Consider the following 26,527-nt stretch of genomic DNA (forward strand, 5'->3'; position numbering starts at 1 on the left):
ATCTGTTTTACACCATCGACAACTTTTACTTTTCGACGCTCTTATACCATTCGTTTACTTCCTTTGTAATTTGTTCGCCACCAGCGGCTTTCCACGTCTGTACAAAGGTATCAAAAGCGGAAATCGGCTGTTTGCCATAAATAATTTCATTGAACGTCTGGCTTTCAATCTTATCGAGATAATCCTTTTTAGCCTTCATCGTTGGCGTGGTTGGTCCTGTAAACTGATCTTTCATAGAGATATCCTTTTGTTCCATAAGCACTTTGGCCGCTGCGGGAGTGTCTTTCCCGTAATTCACCATTACATCTTTCTCCAGTCTGGTTTTCGGTTCTGCACCGTCAGCCAAGCTTAACAAAGCCTTCATTTGGGCATCAGGGATACGTGCACCATCACGAACCAGCAAATAACGAATAGAGTTTACATAACCACCCGGTATTTTATCAATAGACACCAGCTTTCCATTGGCATCTAAATCATAATCGTAGCCCTTAAACAGCCCATTCGACAAATCACCGTCCGGTTTGGCATTTGCATAATGATCAAACAAGTAATTTTGATATGTGAAGAAGGCTTCAGGATGCTGCATTTGTTTGTTGATGAGTACGACACCATTGGTGTACTGCGTTCCATGGCGCATAGCTTTGTTGTCAGGTCCGGCTGGAATCTTGATCGGCTTCCATACAGCACTCGGCGCATTTTTAACCGTATCTTGAAGCGGCCATCCGCTCATCCAATATGGCCCAGGAATCATCCCGGCTGTCCCTGCAACTGTAGGTTCTGTCGTTTTATTTTCATCCCATAATGCTGCTTCCTGAGGGATATATCCTTTTTTGAGCCACTCGCTCAGTTTTTGCAGACCCGGCTTCATGCCAGGCTGGACAGAGCCATATTCCAAGCTGCCGTTTGCACCTTTGTTCCACTGCTGGGGTAGTGTGCCATAAGCCCCGAAAATCCAGGATGGGTCACCCATCCAAGTGTTCATGGATGTTTTGAAACCGATGCTGAGCGGGGTCACTTTGTCCGGAGCCAATCCGTCCGGATTTTTATTTTTAAAGGCATCCATCACTTTTTCCAGATCATCCATCGTCTCAGGAGCCTTCATCCCCAGCTTATCCAACCAATCTTGTCGTACCCACAATACATAATCATGGTTATAGGCGAAATCAAGCACAGGGATACCCATTTTTTTACCATCCCGGCTATACTGATTCCATACATTCGTATCCTGACTCATGGCCTGCTTCCAAGAATCCGAAGCATATTTATCAAACAACGGGCCAACTTCAGCGAACATACCGGAATCGATCATATCCTGGGCCAGCTGCTCATTCTCCGTTCCCAGTACAACGACATCAGGCATCTCCTGGCCAGAGGACATCGCCAACCGCAGCTTGGTAGCAAACGCACCGTTTGTATCCGTGACAGACCAGAGTGATTTTATATTAATACCAAATTTCTCTTTGGCCCATTTCGTCGCAACGTTATTTTCGATAGATTCGCCATTTTTAAATTTTAAGGCGGGATCTACCCCCCATACCGTGGATATTGTAACTTCTGGGTTGTATTTTTCTTTGTATACGTTTTCAGTTTTAGCTGTGCTGTCCGCATTCCCATCATTTCCTGCACCTGAGCAGCCCACAAGGCCAACCCCTAATACCATAGTTGCGGCGAGCAACGACAATAGCTTTTTCTTCGAATGAACTCGCATCTTGTTCCCCCTCTAAAAATCATTTTCTACTCTTTTATTATAAGAGGGCTTTTCTTAGCAGCCTATGTCACAAAATAAATATTTCTGCACCTTTCTCAACTGATCTTTATTCATTCGTCTTTACTGGTCCCGAAATTCATGCGGAGTCATTCCATAATGCTTTTTGAACATCTTGCTGAAATATTGGGGATTCTGATAGCCGAGTTCAGTTGTTATTTCATATATTTTTTTGTTGGAATATTTGAGCAAATAAAGAGCCCGTTCCATTCTCATTCGGATAATATAATCTCCCAGGCCTTCCCCAGTTTCGGCTTTATAGATTTTGGACAAATAGACGGGATGAAGATAGACCTGATCGGCAATCGTCTTAACAGACAGCTCCTGTCCTTTATCCTGAGCGATCAACTCCTGAACCTGCTTGACCACATAGCTTTTGGCGCTTTGCTCGCTTGCGGACCACTCGGCTTTAAGCTTGTTCATCATGGAAAATATCCACTCTTTGAGGTGGGGAAACGAATGAACCAATTTCTGCGCATGTAACGGATCGAAGCCTACCTGGTCCATTTGTGTAATGAAGCGTCCTTGTTTGTGAGCTGTATACATAAAGGCGCTCGTTACCGAAATAAACAGTTCATACAAATGCTCGCGTGTATAACCTGCCTCTTCCATTTTGCCAAATACACGGCTTACTTTTGCTTCGGCCTCTTCCCATTGCCTGGACTCTAGCAGATGAGTAAGCGTAGGGTGCGTATAAAGACCCTCCAGCGACTTCACTGAGCTATGTGACTGTTCTGTCTGCTCTTCTATGAATAGCAGTGGATTCGTTTCCTCCTGTTGGTTCCAATATAAGGATCTGATTGCTGTCTGATATAGCTTAGGCAGCTCATCCGGGAAATGAAACCAATTCGTTAATGTGACGTAAATTTCACCTTTCAAGTAATTGCTCACATTTTTCCGAAAGGTCTCAATCGCTGCACGCAAAAAATGATTCTGTTCATCCACAGTCCTTTCAGCAAATAAATCCCAATTTCCTTCAATTAACACGATTAGGCAATCATGTGGCGCTTTGCAATGCCAAACATGAAAATCAGGAGCAAACACTTCTTCTGCAATATTTCCAATCGCATACTCAATTAAGGAAACTGAGTGATAATCCATATCGGAAAAATGCTTGCCCAGCTGAATAAGCAGCATACTGGCAGGATGTTCTGTACGTAGCTTGATTTCATATTCGGACATTTTGTCCGTTATTTTCTGTACAGTCAAATCACGCCCGAGTAACAAATCGTGCATCAAATGAGTGCGCAGCACACCGAAATCGTTCCTGCGACTGTATTGTAATTGATGAACCTTGTCGAATGCTTCCCATTCTTCCTTTAGCGAATCCATAGCAGCTGACACACATTTGATAAACTCATCATCATCCACCGGCTTTAATATGTAATCAAAAGCCTTAAGCTGGAGCGCTTTTTTAGCGTATTCAAAATCAGCATAGCCTGTCAGTAATAAACTTCGGATGTGCGGCCAACGTTCGTTTACTTCAACAATCAGCTCTAATCCCGTCATGCCAGGCATACGAATGTCCGTAACCAGAATATCAATATCATGCGCTTCCAGCACATCTACTGCTGCCAAGGCTGAAGCTGCTTGATGTACCCTCTCAATTCCCAATGACTCCCACGGTATGGTAGCCGCCAGGCTTTCAGTAACATAACTCTCATCATCGACTAGTAATATCTGAACCATCAGTATCCTCCAATTTAACTATTTCTTGAATTTGATGAAGAATGGATCAACCCGTCTTCCTGCCCTTCTTCAATTGACAGTGGCCATTTTAAAATCACTCTCAATCCTCCCAACGGAGACAACGAGAATTCCAGCCCGGCGTTTTCACCAAAATGTAATCGCATTCTTTGATGCACATTCCATAAACCATAGCCACTTTTCTCCTCTACAGGCTTCTCAAGTGCTAATGTCAGGGATCTTATATCCTCTTCACTCAAACCGAGTCCGTTATCGTCTACAATCAAGTACATGGATGAGCCGATGCACTCAGTCATAATACGGATGATCCCCTCCTCCGCCTGAGGTTCTATTCCGTGCAGCACTGCATTTTCCACCAGGGGTTGCAATACAAGCGGTGGAACCAGCAGACTATGGGCCTGTGAAGAAATGTCAATAGTGAACGTTAACCGTGGCATACGCATCTGCTGAATTTTCAAATAATATTGCACAAACTCGACTTCATCCGATAAAGGAACCAAATCTCTTTCCTGTCTTGTCGTATAGCGATAATATTTGGACAAATTATGAGCCATAGCCACGACCGCCTCATGATTGCGCAGCTTTGCCATACTCGTAATAAAGGAAAAACAATTATAAAAAAAATGGGGATTGATTTGAGACTGGAGCTGCTTTAGACGAGCTTCCTTTACATGCAGCTTCTCAACGTAAACCTTCTCAAACAGCTCTTGAATCTGTTCGACCATCAGGTTGAATTGACGTGACAGAAATGCAAATTCATGACTACCCTTAGGACTCAAACGAACAGCATAGTCTCCATCCTTTAATCTCCTAAACGCCCGCACAAGCTGGAGAATCGGAACTTGTACCTGTGAGTGAAGAAGATAAGCACCAATGATCCCCACCAGTAGCGAGCCAACAACGGTTAGATAAAATAGTCGGTTAGATGAATAAATCGGAGACATCATATCGGACAAAGGCATGTAGTCAATCAAATACCAACCTGTTGTTTGCGAAAGAACGGCGTGAACAAGGTAACTCTCTTCTCCAATTTTCACGGTCAAATTATCAACTTCATGTAATCCCAATTTCTCCAGTTTCGCAATCAGCTGGCTTGACAATTCTTCATTTGCAGAGCGATTGTAAATCACGCCTACACCTTTTTTATAATAAAAAGGCTCCTTTCGCCCATCGCCTTTAAAGCGGTCAAGCATGTCCTGAATGTTGCTGCTATCGAATTCCACTTTAATAATTGTGTTAGCGGTTTCTGGATTGGCTAGTGAGGAAAACGGGGATAAGGTATACAATGAAAATATAAATTGATCCTTACCGTACACTCTTTTTTTAGATACCTGCCAGCCGTTTGTAATCGATTGTCTTAATTTCTTCTGATCATAATAACTGGCTCCATTCTCCGATACAACTCGTCCAAGCGAAGGAGAATATATACTCAGCCCTGTTCTCCAGTTCGAAGAGCTTTCCTGAAGCCCAAGCTTGGTTTGAATCCGCTTGACAAGGTTAATTCCATCCAGGTTGAGAGTCTTATCCTTTAAAAAAATTGCTTGGAAACTGGCTACATCAGGATCATGAATCAGCAGATGCGGCCAGGAGGAAATCATTTCAATATTCGTATTCACCTGGTTTTGAAAAAAAGTCAGCTGGTTATAATTGGATTGATTCAGTTCTTCACGTAATACGCCTGTCGTTGTCTGATTAGAGTAGACATACAGAAGCAGCACAGGTATCAGCAATACGATAACGATGGAAACGATTTTAGTATAAAAATTAAATTTTAACATGAGTTTTACACATCCTCTGCACAAAAAACAGGCATACTTAAAAGGTATGCCAGAGCCCTGACCTTCGTTGCCGCCACTACATACTATACATTATTAAGGGTTGGCGGTGATAATATGTTTGACGCTAAGCAAATGGAATGGTTAGATCAACTATCTGCTGAAGACCTGGCCATATTAGGTGCCGGCTTCAATACACTAGGTGATTTTTTTGATTTTTTGGCGCTGATTAAAGCCAAACAGGAAACATCTAAGGAGCTAAAAGGTAAAAACACTAAATCAAAAACTATTTAATAACGAATTTTACACGAGTCCCATCCTCATACTGATCTAACTGGTGACTGACCCATGATCCTGCCCCACGATTATCCTTAGGAGCTATGTATTTGATATTTGCACCCTTACCCCCTTCTGAGCACATAGCCATCGGCCATTCATCACGATCAAACCCTTTACGAGTAGGAACACCCGCAAGTGAATGCTGACGATTTTGCTCGGCTCCTTCCCGGTCAATTGTGCATACTGGTGATTTTCCCGCTTGAATGGCTTCCTTAATATGCTGCGCCGTTTCAGGATAACGACCTGACGGAAATTGCAGCGTTACCTGAGCTGATGAAGGCGGGTTCTCTCCTGTTATTTTCGTAAAAAGATTGTCTCCTTCAAACCAGTACGCTCCCACAGCTAGCAACACTAAGGCTATAAAACTTAGCAACTTTTTCTTCAATTTCCCTCTTCCTTTCAAGCTATTCCAGTAAATGACCTTCAGCTAAGGTAATCCCCAGATTTTATTTTTTGTAACCCCTTACCGACTATAAAAAAAGGTTAAATATCCGACGACAAATAGTATAGAGAGGAGGTTGTACGAATGAACGATGAGATCAAACTGGCCGTGAGCCAAATGCAAGCTGTTGTAATCCGGTTACTGAATGGAAATACCGTAATTGGCTGGCCTAAGCTCCTATCTGACCAAGAAACTCAGCAATTCAAGCTCTACGATGACGAACACGTATATACGATTTCCGTTAATGACGTGGATACAGTCGCAAGAGTTATTGTATAAGATACAGAGAACGACTTAATGAGTCATCCAGCGGACAAGCCCAAACAAGGCGCACCACAGGAGAAGACTAATCAGAATTCCCCAAAATAAACCTTTAAAAAGCTTCATACCATACTGACAACCTTTCCGACTGGGCTTTTTCCCCATTATAGCATGTCAGAAAGACAGCTGTCGCAGCCTGCTTTTACATTGTCTTCGTATCATATATTTTAAATTTTGAAATCACGATACCAAGAAAAAAGCACAAAATTCCGAGATTAGGACTGATTACCATTGAAAATGCAATCATGACATAATAAAAGTCACAATTTAACCGAAATTTAATGAAATTTTTCCGAAAATGATGTATAATTATTGACATAACAAAACGCACGAGGTGATCATCATGGCATTATTAAACAGAGTTAAGGAATTAAAATTACAACTGCCTAACGAGCATCATAGCATTTCACAATACGTGGAGCATGCATTGCATTCGATTGACAGTTTTGTAGAACAACATCGTCAATTTGTAGCTGCTCAAGCTTTATATGGTGAAAAAATCAACGGTACGGAAGAAAGATTATTTCGTGACACAATCGCTGAGATTAAAGCCCAACTAGTAGCTACTCTGGAGAAAACAGTTGAAGATTTCGCGCACAAAGGCGATAAGCACTGGAAAAATCATTATCAGGACGGCGTAGAATAAGCTGAAAATAAAACCCCCGGTCTTTGGACCGGGGGTTTATTTGTTTGGTATACGCCAGATGTGGCAATGTACGTAGACTATTTTAACACTTTGGCAGACGTCGTTACCTTCTTACCACCATAGACTACTTTAATACTGGAGCTTCCGCTATCCAAGGCCTTCACCTGACCAGCTGTAACCTGTACGATCGACGGTTTGGAGGATGTCCACACCGCTGAATTGGTCACATTCGCAGTCGCGCCTGAATCATAAACTGCACTCACGCTAAGCACTTGAGATGAGCCCTTAGGCAGCTTCAGGTTTTTATTGCTCAATACCAGCTTAAGCAACTTAGGTGTAACCTTAATCTCCACGTTAAACGACTTATCCTGGTACGTACCCGTAATGGTTGCTGTTCCAATTCCAACAGCTTTAATGGAAGACCCTTTTACGAGCACTACAGAAGCATTCGATGTTGTCCATTTCACTTTGCTGCTCAGGGTAACTTTTTTACCATCTGTATAATTGCCGACGACTTTGATGGACTTACTTCCCTTCAAATTCATCTCAGCATTCGAAAAACTTGGTGTCAATGTAGAAATGGCTCCCTCCACAATGACAGGCACTTTCACGTATTTATTCATATACATTGCCTTGATTCCCGAGTTTCCACCACTCACCGCTTTTACTTTGCCATTTCCCACTGTAACTGCCGCTGTTGTAGCTACCCAGCTTACCTGGTTGGTCACATCCAGTACTCCGCCACCAGCCATGTGTGCTTTTACAGTCGGAATACTCGTTTCTTGGCCTGCAACCAATACATATTTTTTCTCAGAAGCCGTCAGCTTAAGAACCTTATATTGTACGGTCACTGGAATGTCCAGCTTGAGCGCACCTACTGTCGCTGTCAATGTTGCACTACCTGGGTTTACTGCTACCAGTTTACCATTTGCAATTTTGACTGCACTCTCACTGCTTAAGCTCCATTTTACATCGGATTGAACTGCTTTTTTGGCTCCATTGACCAAATAAGCAGATATACTCGGAAGAGATGTTTTGCTGCCAGTTTCAAGAGCCAGACTGGCTTTGCTTGAGACCAGTTTTTCGACAGTTGGAAGTACATTAATCTTCAGAGTCTTACTCAAACCATGATAGGAAGCTGTAATCGTCGAATTCCCTACATCCATCGGTGTGATTTTCCCTTGCTCTACAGTGGCAACCAGCGAATTAGAGGAAGTCCATTCTGCTGTGTTGGTCACATCTGTTTTGCCGCCAGTCAGGTTCACATCGGTTGCAGTAACCTGAATGGGGGAGCTCCCCATATAGACCGATTTGGAGCCAGTCTCACTCAGTACCAGTGCCTGGGATGAAGAGCGCACATACACGATCAATTGAGCATTAAGGCCATCTTTGGCGGCTTTTATATAAGTCACGCCTTTGGCAAGAGGACGTACAAGTCCATTTTCTACGGTAGCAACAGCTTCATTCGTGGATGTCCATTCCACGCCGGACACATTTTCCGTGCCACCTCCGCTAAGCACACCTTGAGCAGTCAGTTGCTTCGATTCTCCGCCAATAGTCAGATTCAGAGGACCCGTCGGATTGAATTGCAACTTGCTGTAAGGCGATTTTACCGTAATCGTCGTACTTACCGTTTTCTGACCATATGTGGCAACAATCTTAATCTGCCCTTTGGACACTGGGGTAATGAGTCCCTTTTCTACCTTTAAAATACTTGAGTCCCCGGAGATCCATTCAGCTTCTTCGGTTACATCCGTTTTACCAGTCTCCGTCACAGACCACACTTTTAATTGAGCGGGGCTTCCACCCAGATTGATTGTGGTTGGATTTTGACTGTCCCACTGTACCGTAGAGGTCGTTTTCTCCTCAGCCCGGATCAAACCTGCTGGCCATGCTGCGAATACAAACATCAGCAAAGCAAGTAAGAAGGTACTCCGTTTGCTCATACGTTTCATACGCTCCATTCGTTTCTCTCCCTTGGTTTCATTCTATAAAACAGGATATTATTAACAATCCCATTATCTTTTATCGGTAAGCAGCTAACTAAATTGAACCCTTCATCAAAAAAAGGTGAATTATAACAGTTAAAGTTCGCCACGCAGTGACCTCACTACAAATAAATGCTCTGCCTTGGATAAGGTTTGTCCATCCTCAAGAGTCACATGGTCTGCCGAGTGACTAACCAGCTTTACATTATAAGCAATCAGTTGATCATCTCTCCAAATCGTCACCGCCGACTGAAAATGAATGGCATTATCAAACTGTAACGGAACATTCATTACATAACCGAAAGCGTTCAGCCTCGCTGGCTGGCGGCTTTTACGCTCACGTCCCGGAGGAAGCATGGTAATATGCGTAATATTTTCAAAAGGAATAGCCAGCATTTTCGGGCCCAAAATAACGCATTTTCGTATATCATCCCATTTTTCAAGTGTGCCGCGCACCTTCTGGGTATGACCGTTGTTGCCGTGATATAAAATGACCTGACGTCCCTTCCATTGACGCATGTCCTCACCTCCCGTGCTAGCGGTTAGGAATCTCCCACCGAATCGGTTCCATTCCATGCTCTTGCAAAAATGCATTGGTACGTGAAAAAGGCTTGCTGCCAAAAAAACCTCTATGAGCCGCCAATGGACTCGGATGAGCAGATTTCAGCACCAAGTGCTTACTGGTATTCACGAAGCTTGCTTTTTTCTGAGCATGGCTCCCCCACAAAATGAACACTGCCGGCTGTTCACGTTCATTAATCGCTTCAATGACAGCATCCGTGAAACGTTCCCAACCTATTCCCTGATGAGATTGAGGTTGTCCTTCGCGCACGGTCAGCACGTTGTTCAGCAGCAGCACACCTTGCTCAGCCCAAGGAACGAGGTATCCCTGATTCGGAATGGGAGTGCCGACATCATCGCGCAGCTCCTTGTATATATTTTGTAGAGACGGCGGTGTACGCACACCGGGTCTAACCGAAAAGCTCAAGCCGTGAGCTTGTCCCTCTCCATGGTATGGGTCCTGCCCTAATATAACCGCTTTGGTCAGATGATATGGCGTTAATTTGAGTGCTGAAAACAAATCTTCCTTTGGAGGATATACCTTATGTAACTTGTACTCTCGAGCTAACGTATACCTTAATTCATTAAAGTAAGGCTTTTCGACCTCTTCCCGTAGTACATCATCCCAGTCATTCCCAAACATACCGCTGTCTCCTCTCAATATGTAAATCTGTGAAAGCTGTTAACTTTTGTACAAACAAATAAAGCTGACCCCTCATCCGGAGCCAGCTTATTTATTCGTTACTTGTGTTTCTATGCCGAAGGACCAGAAAAGTATTCTTACGATAGTCAACTACCGCGGGGTCTAAATTCGATTTCCTTATTATAGCATTCACGGTATTGATGTCAAGTAACTGAATGCTTAAATTCTTCAGAAGTAAAGCTCTTAATTGCTGTATTGGTTACGACTTTGGATGAGCATTCAGGTATTCCAATGCATTGTATAACATAACAGCAGCTTCGGCACGTGTAATCGCACTTTTGGGATGAAAATTTCCCTTCCCATCCAGGACATTGACCTTGTACACTAGCGAGCGTTGAATGCTGCCTTGGTAAGAAGGCTCCAGCTCGCTGTCATCCGCAATATTTGCAGGTGCGATTTTAATCATGGGAAGAGCACCTGCTTTTTCCATGCCCTGAATCAACATGTGAGTGAACTCTTCTTTGGTTAGTGCTTTGGCAGGATTGATTTCTTTTGGAATGTCTACACCGTTATAATACGCGTTAATAAAAGCTTCGGCGTACCAGGCGGTATCCCTAACCTGGGTAAACAGTCCACTCGCCTGCGGCGCCTGGTTCAAATCAATGGCGGCCAAACTAAGCTGAAGTCCGCCCGAGATCAACTGAATGCCTTGGGCAGCGGTCACTTTAGATGAGGGGAGAAACTGCGTGTCAGAGGCACCTTTAAGTAACCCCCGCTCTTTAAGGGATATGATTTTTTCTTTGCCATTTACATGGCCCAAATCCTTGAATTGACTGTCTGCCGCAGACAAATGACCTCCAATCGAGAAGGACAGCAGAGCTATAGTCGTAAGGGCTGCGATTGCACTTTTTCTCATGCTCATGTTAAGTTCCACCTTGTAGTTGAATTAGGCCGCTTGGCCGTTAACAACTTCTTGACGTGGTTCACGATAGAAAGGTTGCAGCAGTTGCTACTAACCTAAATTGAACAATCTAAGCTACATAAAAAAACTCTCCTCTGCTTCTAGCAGGGAGAGTTTTTAGCTCACTCAATCGGATTTAATTGCGTGCTGGATTCAGCTTTGCTTGCAGTATCTTGTTGAATCCGTTCATTCTGTTTGTGGCTTGGCATTTGCCAATTTTATATGAACATCTCTCAATTGTTTGTCAGTAACCTCTGAAGGGGCTCCCATTAATACATCCTGTGCTTTACTGTTCATTGGAAAGGCAATAACCTCTCGAATATTCGATTCATTTGCAAGGATCATCACAATCCTATCAATTCCAGGTGCTATACCTGCGTGAGGGGGTGGCCCAAATTGAAAAGCATTAAAGAGTGCAGGAAATTTACTCTTAATCTCTTCATATGTATAACCCGCGATCTCAAAGGCTTTTACCATAATCTCTGTATCGTGGTTACGGACAGCCCCCGAGGACAGCTCAATTCCATTACATACAATATCATATTGGTACGCCAGGATCTCCAGAGGATTCATATTCAGCAGCGCATCCATGCCACCTTGCGGCATCGAAAATGGGTTATGGCTGAACTCTATTTTATGAGTATCAGGGTCCAATTCAAACATGGGGAAATCAACAATCCAGCAAAACTTAAACGTATCCTTTTCCAATAAATCCAGCCTTTTGCCTAATTGGTTTCGGACAGCGCCAGCTATTTTTTCGACATTTTTAAGCTCATCGGCAGCAAAAAACAGTGCATATCCCGGACCAGCTTGCGTTACATCGATCAATTCGTTTTTTACCTTCTCCGGTATAAACTTTGCAATCGAGCCGCTGAGAGACATATCATCATTAAACTTAATCCATGAAAGACCTTTCGCTCCAGCTTCAGCAGCAAAGTTTACCATGTCGTCGTAAAAGCTTCTTGGCTGCCCTCCACAATCAGGAACAGCAATAACTCGTATCGTTTTATTTTTAAACACTTTAAAATCACTCTCTGCAAAAAGCTCTGTAACATCATGGATAATTAATGGATTTCTTAAATCAGGTTTATCGCTCCCATATTTGAGCATGGCTTCTTGATAGGGAATTTTACTAAAAGGCTTTGAAATTTTAAAATGTGTAAATTCAGAAAAAACTTCATACAGCATATTTTCAACTACATTAAAAACATCTTCCTGTGTAGCAAAAGCCATTTCCAAATCCAGCTGATAAAACTCACCGGGTGATCTGTCTGCTCTTGCATCCTCATCTCTAAAGCACGGAGCAATTTGAAAATATTTATCAAAGCCGGAGACCATTAATAGTTGTTTGAATTGTTGAGGTGCCTGAGGCAAGGCATAAAATTGACCTGGATGCACTCTACTAGGAACTAAATAGTCTCTGGCGCCCTCTGGAGATGAACTTGCCAGAATCGGTGTCTGAATCTCTAAAAAATCCAAATCAATCATCTTTTTTCGGATACTTTGAATGACTTTAGAGCGAAGTACAATATTATCATGCAGATTTTCATGGCGCAGATCCAGGAAACGATACTTTAATCTTAAATCTTCCCGGGCTTCATGTGCTGAAGATACTTCAAAAGGCAACGGATTCATGACTTTCCCTAGCACTTCTATCTCATTGGCAATGACCTCAATATAACCGGTTTTCATATGAGGACTGATCGTACTTTCGGACCTGTGACATACAGCTCCTGTAACAGAGATGGTTGATTCCCTATTGATCTTGGATACAAAATCCTTTAATTCATTAGGATCAGAGACAACGATTTGCGTAACCCCATAATGATCCCTAAGATCAATAAAAACAATCCCACCGAGGTTACGAATATTTTTAACCCAGCCTGCAATTCTCACGATTTCCCCGACATGCGTCTGATTCAGCTCTCCACAGTTATGAGTTCTATATCTATGCACAGAAACACCCTCTTTCTTTTACCCTAGTATCTACATGGTTTCAATGATGTAACCCATGGTCTGATTGCATATATTGCTACTCTATTCTGCATGAATCCGGCCATGGGCTTATACGGTTAGAACATACTGCACTTCATTATTAGCTTCTTGCCCTAGGTTGAATCCAACTAGATTGTAAGACTAGCAGTTAAAGCTTTAAATCTTTCATTCAGGTACTCTGCAGTCTCAACCATTATTTTTTGTCCTATATCGTCAACATGTCTATTCTTCCAATTCTCAAGATCTGTCCCCTTAACCCATTGATTAAAAGCGCCGAGGGCTGGTCCGCAGTGTACTTGATAATCGACTCTGTTGTTTTTGTCGCCATTAATGGCAAGTCGAGTAGAATAAGTAAAGTACCATCTAAATATCAAGGCCATCTTCCGTTTCGGGATTCTTTCAGCTTTTTCAATGATTTCAGGCGGATAATAAGCTTTAATATCTTCGTAGACTTGTTCAATACTCTTCTTAAAATACTTTTCTTCAATATAGTGTTTTGTTTCTCTATCAATTTCATCTATGGAATTATAATTACGGTAAAGATCATATAATTTATTCGCCCTGGCTGGGAAAAACACTCCTTTTTTCATGACCTGAACTTTTGCGCCCATTTCAAACATATCCCCTGCTGGAGCGTAGTCCGTATCCTGAATGTTTAACTGCTGAAGCAAATCTTTTACTTCATCACTCGTCCCTGCTTCAACTGTGCACTGATTGATTGAACCCGTCATGATAAAATCAGCACCCAGTATAAACGCCGCCGCTGCAGCTTGTGGAGTCCCTATTCCCCCGGCTGCCCCTACCCTTATACTTTTATTGTGTTTATACTTTCGAATCGCTTCATCCCTCATCTGAAGCATCAGCGGGACCAATACATAAGCAACTGCATGGTCAGTATGCCCACCTGAGTCAGCCTCGACGCACAAATCATCTACCATGGGAATTTCCATCCCCATCATCGCTTCTTCCCGGCTGATCCTATTTTCCGCCAGCAGCTTATTGATAATATTCTGAGGCGCAGGACTCAGGAAGGCTTCAACAACCTCTGGCCTGGATACTTTCGCAATAATTCTGTTCTGTGGCGTAACATTTCCCTGTGCATTCCGTCTCAGCCCCTTCAGCCTGTACCTAACCAAAGAAGGTGTGATACTCATAAACGCAGAGGCTTCAATATTTCTAACACCGTATTTTATGTACAAATCAACGATGTTATTTTCTATGTCTGGGTGGTCCGGCACATGAATCAGATTCATTCCATAGGCTTCGCCATGGTTCAATTGCTTCTGAATATACTTTATGGTTTCCTCCAGAACATCCATCTTCACTCCCCCAGTTCCAAAAAATGCCATCATTCCTGCCTTTCCTGCTGTTACGACCATCTCTTTTGAAGAGATTCCCTTGTACATAGAGCCTATAAGATACGCATACTTAATTCCGTAATCTTGTTTAAATTCGCTATGCCCAAGAGACTCTGCCGTAAATCGTTTGCTGGATTCCAGTACGTCATGACCGGATTTTGTTATGGGAGCCTGTCGCTTTTCGGATATCGATTCATCATTTCTCAACGTATCCTTCGACATCCTCTTCTGTACCTGTTCGTTTCGGTCTTCAACCTCTGTCACGATCAATGGCTCGGCTTCTCGTTGTATGGCATTAACCAATCCTGCCACAACATTTCCAGGCCCGATTTGGATAAACTGGGTTACACTTTTACCCATCAGATACCGTATACTCTCCGACCACTTGACCGGGCTTACAATCTGGTTGATCAGCGTACTTCTTAAGTCCTGCTGCTTGTAGGGTCTGGCATGGACATTGGAAATAACGGGTATTTTGATGTTCGAGAATTCAAATGGCGCCGCATAGGCCTCAAATTTCTGTTTGGCATTTTCCATATACCTAGAGTGAAATGCTCCACTTACATTCAAAACCACATAATTTCGGGCTCCTGCATCTTCAAAAATCGGTTTCGCCTGCTCAATCAGTTCCTTTGGCCCTGAAATGACAATCTGGCTGGGCGAATTATAGTTGGCAACATCGAGCTCTATTAATTTATTTTTCTCCATTACTTCCCGAAACACTTCTTCTTTCAAGCCTAAAACTGCCGCCATTCCGCCACCAGTAGCCCGAGCCATCAGCTCTCCTCTTTTTTGGACCAGCTTCAAGCCGGTTTCAAAATCAAACGCTTCCGCGGCAAATAAAGCATTATATTCACCCAAGCTATGTCCTGCAACATAATCGGGTTTTCTTCCGGTCTCTCTTATTTTTTTCAGATAGCTTAAAGCGTTTACGACGAATAGGGCTGGCTGGGTAAAATCCGTTTGCCCGAGCTGGTTGGCAGGGTCTTCAAGGCACAGCTTCTGAATAGAATAACCAAGAACTGCATCCGCTTTGGCAACCAATTCTGGAAATTCATCAAACAGTCCTTCGCCCATACCTTTTACTTGAGCTCCTTGTCCAGGGAACAGATATGCGATCATTGATTTCCTCCTTGTTAGTAATGGATGCATATTAGGCAAATATTTCGAACAGACGATCCAAATTTTTTATGTCCTGTTGAAAAGGGGAGAGAATAGAACAGACGCTTGCCTTTTTCTTGGGGCCAAAATTGTACTTTACAAAATTAGCAAGCGTGCCCGAGGGACCGAGATCAATATAGACAACACCGTCCCTGTCTCCCAGACACTTTAGAGCGCTCTGAAATTGCATAGGCTTTCTAGTAACATCCCAAAGAAAACGGTTGTCAAGCCATGTCATCTTCCCGCCGTACATAGATGAAACCATATTTATTTTAGGGCTTCTTATGGTCATGAGCTTTAAAAATTCCGTATATTCCAATGCGATTGGGTCCATTAAGGAAGCATGAAAAGCATAGTGTACTGGCAGTCTTTGACAGATCATCTCATTTGCCTTCAAATAGTGTTCAATCTCTGACAGACCCTCGCAGCTGCCTGAAATAACAAAATGCGAGTCAAAGTTGATGGATGCCAGCTCTGAGTTGGTATTCAATATGGGTACTTCATCATACAGACCGGGATCACCAATGACGGCCATCATACCCCCTTTCGGACAGTACGTTTCCACCAGCTGTGCTTGCTTGATAATGCATTGAAGTGTGTCCTCATAGCTCATGCAGTCAGCCACAGCACCAGAAACAGACTCACCCAGGCTAGAGCCTAAAACATAATCAGGGTAAATTCCCTTTTCCAATAACACCTGTGTGAGCGCATATTCAACCATAAAAATGGCAGGATGAGTATATAGCAGGTTGTCAAACTCTTCTCCCCTGCGACGCGTGTCATCGAACAGCGTTTTTAATACAGACCTGCCTGTAACATCCATATGAATCTCATCCAACCTGGTCATCCATGTTCGGAAAACCGGGTTGGACATATATAATTCCTTTCCCATACCGTAGTATTGCGAACCTTGACCTGAAAACATAAAAACCACTGATCTGTCCATCCGAGTAACCCCCACAACGTATTGATCAGACTCGCCTAAGCAGTTCCTCTATCATTCACAGTTCATAACAAATTGCGCACTAATTGCATTTGGGATGCCGTAGGATTACTTTCATTAAGGACATTCTCCATATGCTGCCTGATTGCAGGTTTGAATTTCGGTTCTGTGATGATATATAGCTGCCCTTTTCGGATGCCCTCAAAAATTTGATGGGCCACATCCTCTGGAAGTATGCCATTTTGGACAGCCTTGCGAGCCAATTCGGTAATGACTTGTCTTTCGGGCGGAAGATTTCCACTCCCATCTGGCTTACGCAGCTCTGTCGGGCGGTTTCGCTCTGCATCCATAATTTGAGTACGGACGAATCCCGGACACACAACCGACACTCCCACATTAGAACCGATCAATCTTAGCTCTTGGTATAGCGTTTCAGACAGGCTTAAAACGGCATGCTTTGACGCGCTGTATATTCCATTTCCAGGACCGGACAGCAGACCAGCAATCGATGCTGTATTTACAATATGGCATGGAGTTTTTTGTTTCACCATAATAGGAACAAAAATTTCGGTAGCAAACAGAATTCCCCAAATGTTTACGTTAATTACCCACTGCCAATCTGCCACAGTATTCTCCCATAATAAGCGGCCTGTGCCGGCATCCACACCTGCATTATTGAACAAAAGATGCACAGCACCAAAGGTCTGAACTGTTTTTTGCGCTAATAAACGAATATCAGCTTCTTTGGAAATATCGGTCACAACAGATAGTGTAGCTGCGCCCATTTCTTGCAATTCTCGTTCAGTCCTTAGAAGAGCCCCCTCCTCAATATCCGCCAGAACAACCTTCATCCCTTCATTGACACATCGGTCTGCAATAGCTCGGCCAATTCCGCTGGCAGCTCCCGTAATCACAGCTACCTTATCTTTGAACTCCCTCATGTTTACCTCCGGAATATTCGTATTTTTCGTTAGACAGGGTTTTGTTCCCCAATGTGTGCTCAGAAAGGAGAAGTCGGTAAGGGAATTCTACGAACAGTGTGTCCCTCATGGAGCGCCTCCCACGTAATCCTGCCTCCCTGGGTCCAATACATCGCAATATTTTCCAGATTTCTCTCCTCTAGAAGTATTTGAGAAACTTTCTCGCCTACTTTTCCTGACAGAAGTGCACTTTTATTTGAATCTTCTCCGCCTTCTCCGATAAATACTGGAATAGATGCTCTCTCCGGCTCGTTGCCCTGGCCGACTGACTCGATAAGCTCTCTAAGACCAGTTCGCAATTCCTCCCGTGAGCTCGCTACGATTGCCGCCCGGCACTTCATCGCTTCACGGCCTGTCTGAAGGGTGAAAGCAATATCATGTAAGGAAAGCTCGTGCTGCTGCTCTACATATTCAAGTAATTGACTCGCAAGCGCATTTAGTCGCTCCCAGTTTATGTCTGAGAGAACCACTACTTCTGTCTGATCTGCCCCTTGCAACTGGACAGCTTCTTTTGGCGAAGGGATGTATTCTTCCAGAATAAAATGAACATTCGATCCCCCAGCACCGAAGGAGCTTACTGTTGCCCGTAGCGGAAATTCCCGCTCTTCTCCCTCCAGCTCTATTACAGGCCGCTTCCATTCCTGAAGCTCCCGCTGCAAATAAAATGGAGTATTGCTGAACGTAAGATTAGGATTCAGCTTTTCCGCTTTAATGGTGGGAACCAGCTTTCGATGCCACAATTGCAATATGGCCTTGGTAAGCTGCGATATCCCCGAGGCCGCTTCTGCATGGCCTATATTGGATTTAACCGAACCCATGGCACAAAAGTGCTGCTCATCCGTAAATTTCTGGAAAGATTTTTTCAAGGCGACTAGCTCAATCGGGTCTCCTAATGTAGATCCATTGGCTGCTGCCTCTACATAGCTGACTGTCCGAGGGTGAATGCCGGCTTTCAAAAAGTTCTCTTCAACAAGTTGTGCCTGTGCATTGGGATTGGGGACCGTGTACCCATTACTGTGTCCTCCATGATTAGTGGCCGTAGATTTGATGACTGCTAAAATGCAGTCTCCATCCTCCTCTGCCTTATGAAGCGGCTTTAAGAGAACTGCCCCAACACCTTCAGCAGGAAGATATCCGTCTCCATCCGCAAAGCTTCGACTTTCTTCATGGCTTCCGATCAATTGGTTCTGGCTGGATTCAATATACTTTTTGGGGCTTGTCAACAGATTCCCACCGCCAGCTACTGCGATTTGACACTCACCTCTGATCAGGCTTTCACATGCCATATGGACAGCCACAGCAGAGGAAGAGCTCATCGTATCAATGGATATGCTCGGTCCCTGGAAATTGAAATAATGCGACATGGGGTTGGCGACGGCAACAGAACCAAAGGATGTGATCCGAGGGGCATCCGTATTTGTATCACAGGTGCAGTATTTATGATACGTAGCACCAACGTAGACCCCAACCTTGGATTGGTGTTTTTTCTGTAGCATCTCTCGCGTATATCCCGCACTTTCCAGCAGGCTCCATATCATTTCCAGGAAAAGCTGTTCCATAGGGTCCATCAAACTCACCTCATAAGGAGTGAGGTGAAAGAAAGAAGAATCCAACGGATTTATTCTGTTTAGGAAGCCCCCCCACTTGCAGTAGGTTTTTCCCGGTTTATTTCTTTCTTTATCAAAGTAAAGATCGTGATCCCAGCGATCTTTGGGAACTTCGGTAATGCAGTCCTTGCCCTCTTGGAGATTTCTCCAGAATTCTTGAATATTTTCCGCTCCAGGATATTTTCCAGACATCCCGATGACAGCAATGTCCATCGCTCCTGTTTCTGTTTTTGTTTCTATTTTTGTCTTCGTTTCTTTTGCCTCCTCCTTAGGCTCTACTCGCACTGACGAAATAGGTGAGTGCCGAAATAAAGGAGAGGGCGCTTTTGCATGCTCTACGATGCCCATGGATTTCGTGCTGGCTGCCGCGACTAGCTCTTGTTCAGCACCAAACAAAGCGTTCAATTCGTCCCGATGAGATTCCAGGAAGTAAGCCGTTAAACTCTGGATATTCGGATATTCAAACAGTAAGGTTCTGGACAGTGATCCAAACGTTTCTTCCAACTGATCGGTTATTTCCATAGACTTTATGGAGTCAACCCCATAGTTTTCTAAGTTTTTATCCTCTTCAATGCGCTGTTCCGGCAGTCCAGTGGATGAGGAAAGTAAGCCCTTTAGATAACCCGTTATCTGATCACGCAACCGCTCTTCTCCAGCCAGGGATTTTGTCTCATTGGCTACGGAAGCCGTGTCAGCTATTGCACTTACAGTCGCTACCTGATCCAGACCAAACAAAGTGCTTAACTCGTCTCGGTGAGATTCCAGAAAATATTCGGTTAAGCTTCGGATATTCGGATATTCAAACAGTAAGGTTCTGGACAGTGATCCAAACGTTTCTTCCAGCTGATCGGTTATTTCCATAGACTTTATGGAGTCAACTCCATAGTTCTCCAGGTTTTTATCCTCTTCAATGCGCTGTTCCGGCAGTCCGGTAGACGAAGAAAGCAAGCCTTTTAGATAACTTGTCACCTGATCACGCAACTGTTCTTCTCCTGGTCGAAGTTCTGTATCCATTGCTGTCGTAGCGGTGGTGGCTTTTACACCTACAGTTACTGCCTGCTCCAGACCAAACAGAGCGATTAATTCGTCTCGATGAGATTCCAGAAAATACTCGGTTAAGCTCCGGATATTCGGATATTCAAAAAATATCGTCTTCGACACCTGATCGAACGTTTTCTCCAACTGGTCAGTCAGTTCCATGGACTTGATAGAATCCACCCCGTAATTTTCCAACGGCGCATCCTCTTCAATTCGATATGCAGGCAGTTCGATTGACGAAGACAACAAAGTCTTCAAGTAATGGGCCGTCTTTTCACGCAGCAGATGTTCATCTTGGACGGACACTGTCTTATTTTCTGAGAAAGGAGCGATGTTGTCTTCTGATCCGAGTCTCTGATCTCGGGCTGCTTCTCCGCTGTCTTCAAGCTGTCCTTCCATAATCATCATTCTGCTGATCAGCTCAATGTCTCCTTCTACCACCATCGCTTGATTCGATATGCAGGCTATACTTTGATACAACGCACGAATACCAGTCTCTGTCCTCATCGCATACATGCCTACATTCTGCAAAGCTTTTTCCGTCTCCTGGTCAGGTCGCATTCCGCCGTCTTTCCATAACGGCCAATTGATCGACAGCGTTTTGCCCATACGCTCCCAGGAGGATACCAAAGTATTACGATACCAAGCATAGGCATCCATGAACGCATTCGCGGTGGCATAGTCAGACTGACCCGCATTTCCGCCCACTCCGGCAGCTGATGAGAAAAGAATAAAGAAATCTAGGGGCATGTCCTTACTGGCCTGATCCAAATTGGCTAGTCCGACCACCTTCGGTGCCAGAACTTCCCTGAATTCTGCGCTCGTCTTTTTGATAATATAGTTATCTTTAATGATTCCAGCACTGTGCAGAATGCCGTTAATTCCGCCGTATGCCATTTGGATGTCCTCAATCAGGCCAACCACCGCTGCCTTCTGCGTGACATCCACCTGTCTGTATTCCACCTTGGCGCCCAAAGCCTTCAATTCTTCCAATTGGGCCAGCTTGTCCTCGGTCAGCAGGGACCGCCCAGTCAGAATCAAGGTTGCTTCCCTGGTCTGGCGCGCAATTTCTTTGGCAAAAATTAGACCCAGGCCCTTGGCACCTCCAGTAAGCAGGTAAACCCCATGATCTTTCCATGGAATTTGTGGTGTCGCTGGCATTTCAACCTTGTTCCAGGCAGGAATCCAACGTTTACCTTCTACAAAACGGATGCGGCTGTCCTCTGGACGCTGACTGCTCGACCTTAATATTTCAATGAGTCCTTCATTTTTTTCCGTTTCCCCTACTTCAATCAGTTGCCCGTAGAACTTTGGATTTTCCTTATGAGCCGTTTTGAGTATGCCGCACAGCCCGGAGAAAAGTAGTTTCTCATTTCCAGACATCGTTACCATTTGTACCAGCACTTTGCCTTTAGGCTTGTCAATTAGGATGCCTTGTATTTTCTCAAAAACCTGAACGGCATATGTTTCAAAGCGTCGGTTGACCTCTTCCATGCGGGCTTGTAGGGTGATGCATTCCACGCCTGTCAAGGAGGCCTCGACATGTACTGCAGCTATGGCATCTGTCTCACAAAGTATGACCACATGCCGTTCGTAGTCGGTTGCTATGGTTTCCTTATTAGCCGCCTGTTCTTTCCAGAATGGCTGTAGCATCATTGCACCGAGCGGTTGCTCACAAGTCTCCGCTTCCTTATAGGAGACCCCTTTTATGCGCACACAGATTCTGCCTGCCTCGTCGCACAAATCAATATCATACTTGTGCATCTTATGATTAATCTGATTTCCTCTTCCATGCCGTACTAACGCCCACATTTTGCTCGGACATTCCTGAAATATTTGAAGCTTATCTATCGCAGTCGGCAGTATTTTTTCCCGAGAATCAATGCCATTGAACTGCATAACATTTTCATTATTCGAAAGCAGGTATAACGGCAATTGCAGGGCAGCACTTGTCATGAAGGGATGCATAACAAATAGGCCCCCAGTATTCGCAATACCGGAAGGCAGTGATAGCTTGGCCAACACCAAACCCTGACCTATATAAACTTGCTCAGCGGACTGGAATTCCGAATCGTAGTTGGCTCCAGTCGTGCGCAGTGCTTCATCGTCTCCCCTAGGTAAAATATGATCAATGCACTCCATCTGCAAAGCCTGAATATCTAATGTTTCCGTTCTATTTAAAGCCTCCAGCTCGGCACTTCCCTCGCTGTGTAAGACAGGATCTCCTGCTTCGGTTCGTGTGCTGTAAATTTTGAAGCCAATTCCACCTTGATCTCCCGGAAAGAGTCCTATATGTATTTCCGGCTGATCTCCTATGACAGGAGCATGTGTCCATACCATGTCTGTGAGTGTGATGCCTGCCTGACCCTTCTCCTGAACTGTTAACGATTGTTCAACCGCTGCCCGCGCCATTTCAAGACATGCTCCATCCGACAGAACAAGTCTTCCATCAACGACGGAGTTATTCAGATAAAACTCCTGACCGTTGAAGATTGAGCTGAATCTTTGCTCAGAAAGAACGGAGGTATTGTGATGCAGTAAGGGGTGCAGATATGCCGGAGTGACGCCAGCGGGCTTTTCTTCATCTACTGATATCCAGTAGCGTTCCCTAGCAAAGGGATACGTAGGCAAACTGATGCGGAAAGGCTGGACATCACTGTAAAGTCTGTTCCAGTCAATGTGCACACCCTTGACCCACAATTCCGAAAGCCTGCCGTATTTCTCTGCTAGATTCCAGGCATCAGAGGATTCATCCAGCGCTTCTTCCTGCTTAACGACATCTAAACTCTCCTTATCTCGTTTAGCCTGTCCCCGATAAAGCTGTACAATATTCTGCCTTCCCCCAATAAATTCCTGCAGCTTGTTTCTAAGTTCCTCCACTGACTGAACGACCACAGCAAGGCGCTCTTCCATCGCCTCACGCCCTATCTGCAAGGTGTAAGCCACATTTATCAGGTCATTATCCGAGAAGTCATTTTTATCCATTGCAGCAGTCAATTGAACAGCCTGCTCTTTCAATGCTTCATTACTTTTGGCCGACAATACGATGACAACTGGCCTTTGCGGAGTAGAGGCAGCCTGTTCTGCTGGAATGTATTCTTCAAGAACGATATGGGCATTAGATCCTCCGGCTCCGAAGGAAGATATTCCTGCAATTCTCGGGTATTCCCGTTGCTCGCCGTTTTCCTCCAGAATCGGACGTTTCCATTCAGCAAGTCCCTGCTGAACTGCAAATGGCGTCTTGGCAAAATTTATATTGGGATTCAATACTTTGGCATGCAGACTTGGGGCAATTTTCTGGTTTTTCATTTGCAGTATAATTTTAGCGACACCCGCAATCCCTGCGGCCGCCTCCAAATGGCCTATATTTGATTTTACCGAGCCAATCGCACAGAACCCTGTATCCTGTGTATCCTTCTTGAAAGCCTGGGTAAGTCCGGTAATTTCAATAGGATCACCAAGCTCTGTCCCTGTTCCGTGGGCTTCAATATAACTGACTGTTCGAGCATTGACGCCTGCTTTATCCAAAGCCTCTCGGATCAATTCTCCTTGTGCTACCGGATTAGGAACGGTATATCCGTTCGTTTTTCCACCATGATTGATACTAGTAGCCCGAATAACCGCATAAATGTGATCCTTGTCAGCAATGGCCTGAGATAAAGGTTTGAGCAGTACAACGCCCGCACCTTCACCAGGGACAAATCCATTCCCCCCTTCGCCAAAACTCTTGCAACGTCCCTCTGGCGATAGCATTCGCATTGTGCTTAGAAAAACATAGTTGGAAGGATGAAGATATAAGTTGACTCCACCTGCAATGGCAATCTCGCATTCTCCGTTATGAATATGCTCACAAGCCTCATGGATTGCAGTTAATGACGAAGAGCACATGGTATCGACCGAAAAGCTCGGTCCCTTCAAATTCAAGAGATACGATATTCGATTGGCTACCGAACTGAACGATGTGCGAGGAAAGATCGGTTTGCCTTGCTCCCACAGCTTGGGCCCGTATAAATTGAAGCCTGTTGCGGTAATGCCTGCAAAGACGCCGATTCGCCCATTGTATTGCACTGCAAGCTGATCTCTGCTATATCCAGCATCCTCGAAGGCCTTCCAGCATTCTTCCAGGAATATCCGTTCCTGAGGGTCCATACTCATCGCTTCCCGGGGCGATATATTGAAGAAAAGAGGATCAAAATCTGCGAAATCCTCTACAAATCCCCCATATTTGCTATAGCTTTTGCCCTTCTCCACAGCTTCCTTGATGTCAGGAGAATAAAATCCTTCCCTCTTCCAGCGATCCGCAGGGACCTCTGTAATACAATCTTTGCCCTGTTGTAAATTGCTCCAGTATTCTTCCATATTTTTTGCTTGTGGAAATCGTCCGCTCATGCCAATAATGGCTATTTGCTCGTGTTTCGCACTGCCTGTGTCTATAGCTGCGCTGCTAGTGCGATGTTTTTCTTCCTGTGGCAGAGTCGGCAATGATAATTCGCTATTAACATGCAAGGATGCAGGGACGAAGTTTTCTTCCGGCTCCAGCCGTCTGCCAAGTCCTGTCCACCGTACGCATTCCTCATAGTAGTCAGCAATAAAATATTCCGCTACCGCTTCCAACGTCTGATATTCAAAAAACAGGGTCATCGAGATTTCACCAAAAACTCCCTGAAGCTTTTGGTTAAGCCTTGTAATCATGATGGAGTCTATGCCGTAGCTCTCCAAAGGCTCACTGACATCAATCTTTTCAATGCTCAGCTTAGTCACTTCTCCAAACAACACTTTAAGCTGGTACAAGGTTTTTTCCAGAAGTAGCTCAGGCTTTATTGGTGAAGAAGCTATTTCTTCAACGTATACTTTCTCCTGTGGCTGAGGCTCCAATAGATGCTTCCGCAATCTGGACAAATCCCCCTCTATCACCAGCACCTGCTTCTGGCCAGAGGCCAGGCTATCATATAAAGCCTTAACGCCGTTTGAAGTTTGCATGGCCACCATGCCAATACTTTGCCAAACCCTCTCCGTTTCAGCATCCGCATGCATGCCTCCATCCTTCCAGAGAGGCCAATTGACAGACAGCGTCTGCCCTTTGCGCTCCTTGCAAGAGACGAGGCTGTTTCGATAAAAGGCATAGGCATCCATAAACGCATTTGCTGCGGCATAGTCGGCCTGACCAGGATTGCCCATAATCCCTGCGATGGAAGAGAAGAAAATGAAGAAATCAAGATCTAGCTCCTTCGTCGCCTGATCCAAGTTGACCACCCCGGCTACTTTGGGCGCCATTACTTCCTTGAACTCTTCCTGCGTCTTATGAATCATAAAACGATCCTGTATCACCCCTGCGCTATGGAGGATGCCATCAAGCCCCCCGTGCTCCTCTCGGATCTTTAGGACCAGTTGCGAGACCTCTTCCTTTCGGGATACATCCGCTCGTTTGTACTCTACGCGGGCTCCCAGCGCCTTCAACTCCTCCAGTATGACCTGCTTGCCTTCATCAAGCATGGAACGTCCTACAAGGACTAGCGTAGCTTCTCGGACTCGCCGGGCGATATCTCTCGCCAAAACAAGCCCTAAACCTCCTGCACCGCCCGTAATCAAATAAATCCCCTGATCCTTCCAGGGCACTCTTCCCGGAGTTTCAGGGGCTTTCATTTCATTCCAGCTGAGAATCAGACGTTTACCGTTCTCATACCGTATCCTTTTGTCTTTGGGGTATTGACTGTTCTCTTTCAATTTCTCAACGATCTCTTCCAAACCTGTAGCTTCCAATTCAACAAATTGCCCTACGATTTTTGGATTTTCTTTTTCGGCTGTTTGCAGCAATCCCAAAAGCCCAGCAAAGAGCTGCTGCCCGGTTTGTGAAGAAGCAGCAATCTGTACCAACACGCTGCCCCTCAAGTTCTCTTTGAGGAGCATTTGCACTTCTGCAAGCAGTTGAAGGGCATAGCGCTGAAAGCGTTCATCCATGCCGGTCAAACCGGCATGGAGCTTGATGCATCGGGTTCCTTTCATGAGCGCTTCAATACTTCGCTCTGAGATATGATCAAGTTCACAAAGCACCACCAGATGCTGGCTACATTCATGAAGAGTCGCTTTTTGGAGCGCAGCTTGCTCTTTCCATGAAGGCTCAAGCATAAGGACTCCTGTATCCGCCAGAGCCCCCTCCGTGTTCCCTGCTCTGCTGTGCAGAGTTCCATCTGAAGCCATTTGAGCTTGAATTTGGCGTATTCTGAGGAGAGCCTCCTCTTTCTGCATCCGTCCGCTTTTTACCTCACCCAGAATAGTTTGAAAAAAGTCCTTCATCTT

Annotated in this window: 15 protein-coding genes and 1 pseudogene; 3 read left to right on the forward strand and 13 right to left on the reverse strand. The window is 44.7% G+C overall.

The window, feature by feature from the left end; all coding sequences use genetic code 11:
• Nucleotides 1–25: 25 nt before the first annotated feature.
• The 3 genes and pseudogenes from ACH59B_RS15920 to ACH59B_RS15930 all read right to left on the reverse strand — a co-directional run bounded on the left by ACH59B_RS15920 (nucleotide 26) and on the right by ACH59B_RS15930 (nucleotide 5,250).
• A complete protein-coding gene (locus tag ACH59B_RS15920) occupies nucleotides 26–1,708 on the reverse strand; it encodes an extracellular solute-binding protein (protein ID WP_017427838.1) in 1,683 nt (560 codons plus the stop codon).
• 120 nt (nucleotides 1,709–1,828) lie between these two features.
• Nucleotides 1,829–3,454, reverse strand: a complete 1,626-nt coding sequence (locus ACH59B_RS15925; protein ID WP_039276118.1) for a response regulator — start codon at nucleotides 3,452–3,454, stop codon at nucleotides 1,829–1,831.
• Nucleotides 3,429–5,250 (reverse strand): annotated as a pseudogene (locus ACH59B_RS15930) (sensor histidine kinase). The gene ACH59B_RS15925 and the pseudogene ACH59B_RS15930 overlap by 26 nt, the downstream one beginning before the upstream one ends.
• Before the next feature lie 114 nt (nucleotides 5,251–5,364).
• On the opposite strand from ACH59B_RS15930, the gene ACH59B_RS15935 reads away from it, so the two are divergent.
• Nucleotides 5,365–5,541, forward strand: coding sequence for a hypothetical protein (locus tag ACH59B_RS15935; protein ID WP_016822419.1), 177 nt, complete (start codon nucleotides 5,365–5,367; stop codon nucleotides 5,539–5,541).
• On the opposite strand, the gene ACH59B_RS15940 is transcribed toward ACH59B_RS15935, so the two are convergent.
• Nucleotides 5,534–5,971 carry a NucA/NucB deoxyribonuclease domain-containing protein gene (locus tag ACH59B_RS15940; RefSeq protein ID WP_016822420.1) on the reverse strand — a complete coding sequence of 146 codons (438 nt, stop codon included), beginning with the start codon at nucleotides 5,969–5,971 and terminating at the stop codon, nucleotides 5,534–5,536. The genes ACH59B_RS15935 and ACH59B_RS15940 overlap by 8 nt on opposite strands.
• 141 nt (nucleotides 5,972–6,112) lie before the next feature.
• On the opposite strand from ACH59B_RS15940, the gene ACH59B_RS15945 reads away from it, so the two are divergent.
• A complete protein-coding gene (locus tag ACH59B_RS15945) occupies nucleotides 6,113–6,307 on the forward strand; it encodes a hypothetical protein (RefSeq protein ID WP_016822421.1) in 195 nt (64 codons plus the stop codon).
• A gap of 385 nt (nucleotides 6,308–6,692) precedes the next feature.
• On the forward strand, nucleotides 6,693–6,995 hold the full coding sequence (locus ACH59B_RS15950) for a hypothetical protein (protein ID WP_013371923.1): 303 nt from the start codon (nucleotides 6,693–6,695) through the stop codon (nucleotides 6,993–6,995).
• A gap of 77 nt (nucleotides 6,996–7,072) precedes the next feature.
• On the opposite strand, the gene ACH59B_RS15955 is transcribed toward ACH59B_RS15950, so the two are convergent.
• The 9 genes from ACH59B_RS15955 to ACH59B_RS15995 form a co-directional block, all read right to left on the reverse strand.
• On the reverse strand, nucleotides 7,073–8,959 hold the full coding sequence (locus tag ACH59B_RS15955; RefSeq protein WP_019687986.1) for an Ig-like domain-containing protein: 1,887 nt from the start codon (nucleotides 8,957–8,959) through the stop codon (nucleotides 7,073–7,075).
• A gap of 120 nt (nucleotides 8,960–9,079) precedes the next feature.
• Nucleotides 9,080–9,502: a hypothetical protein gene (locus ACH59B_RS15960; protein WP_016822423.1), complete on the reverse strand. Its 423-nt coding sequence runs from the start codon at nucleotides 9,500–9,502 to the stop codon at nucleotides 9,080–9,082.
• Nucleotides 9,503–9,518: 16 nt separating this feature from the next.
• Nucleotides 9,519–10,187, reverse strand: coding sequence for a uracil-DNA glycosylase (locus tag ACH59B_RS15965; RefSeq protein ID WP_016822424.1), 669 nt, complete (start codon nucleotides 10,185–10,187; stop codon nucleotides 9,519–9,521).
• A gap of 259 nt (nucleotides 10,188–10,446) precedes the next feature.
• Entirely contained in the window at nucleotides 10,447–11,109 is a 663-nt protein-coding gene (locus tag ACH59B_RS15970; RefSeq protein WP_019687987.1) for an S-layer homology domain-containing protein, read from the reverse strand.
• A gap of 225 nt (nucleotides 11,110–11,334) precedes the next feature.
• Nucleotides 11,335–13,104: an aspartate--tRNA ligase gene (aspS, locus tag ACH59B_RS15975; protein ID WP_103042518.1), complete on the reverse strand. Its 1,770-nt coding sequence runs from the start codon at nucleotides 13,102–13,104 to the stop codon at nucleotides 11,335–11,337.
• Nucleotides 13,105–13,271: 167 nt separating this feature from the next.
• Nucleotides 13,272–15,623, reverse strand: coding sequence for an ACP S-malonyltransferase (fabD, locus tag ACH59B_RS15980; protein WP_404303983.1), 2,352 nt, complete (start codon nucleotides 15,621–15,623; stop codon nucleotides 13,272–13,274).
• Nucleotides 15,624–15,654: 31 nt separating this feature from the next.
• A complete protein-coding gene (locus ACH59B_RS15985; protein ID WP_016822428.1) occupies nucleotides 15,655–16,608 on the reverse strand; it encodes an acyltransferase domain-containing protein in 954 nt (317 codons plus the stop codon).
• Nucleotides 16,609–16,670: 62 nt separating this feature from the next.
• A complete protein-coding gene (locus ACH59B_RS15990) occupies nucleotides 16,671–17,546 on the reverse strand; it encodes an SDR family NAD(P)-dependent oxidoreductase (protein ID WP_016822429.1) in 876 nt (291 codons plus the stop codon).
• 59 nt (nucleotides 17,547–17,605) lie between these two features.
• Entirely contained in the window at nucleotides 17,606–26,524 is an 8,919-nt protein-coding gene (locus ACH59B_RS15995) for an SDR family NAD(P)-dependent oxidoreductase (RefSeq protein WP_404302078.1), read from the reverse strand.
• Nucleotides 26,525–26,527: the final 3 nt, after the last annotated feature.

It is taken from the genome of Paenibacillus sp. DP01 (genome assembly GCF_044784315.1).
GTDB lineage: Bacteria > Bacillota > Bacilli > Paenibacillales > Paenibacillaceae > Paenibacillus > Paenibacillus polymyxa.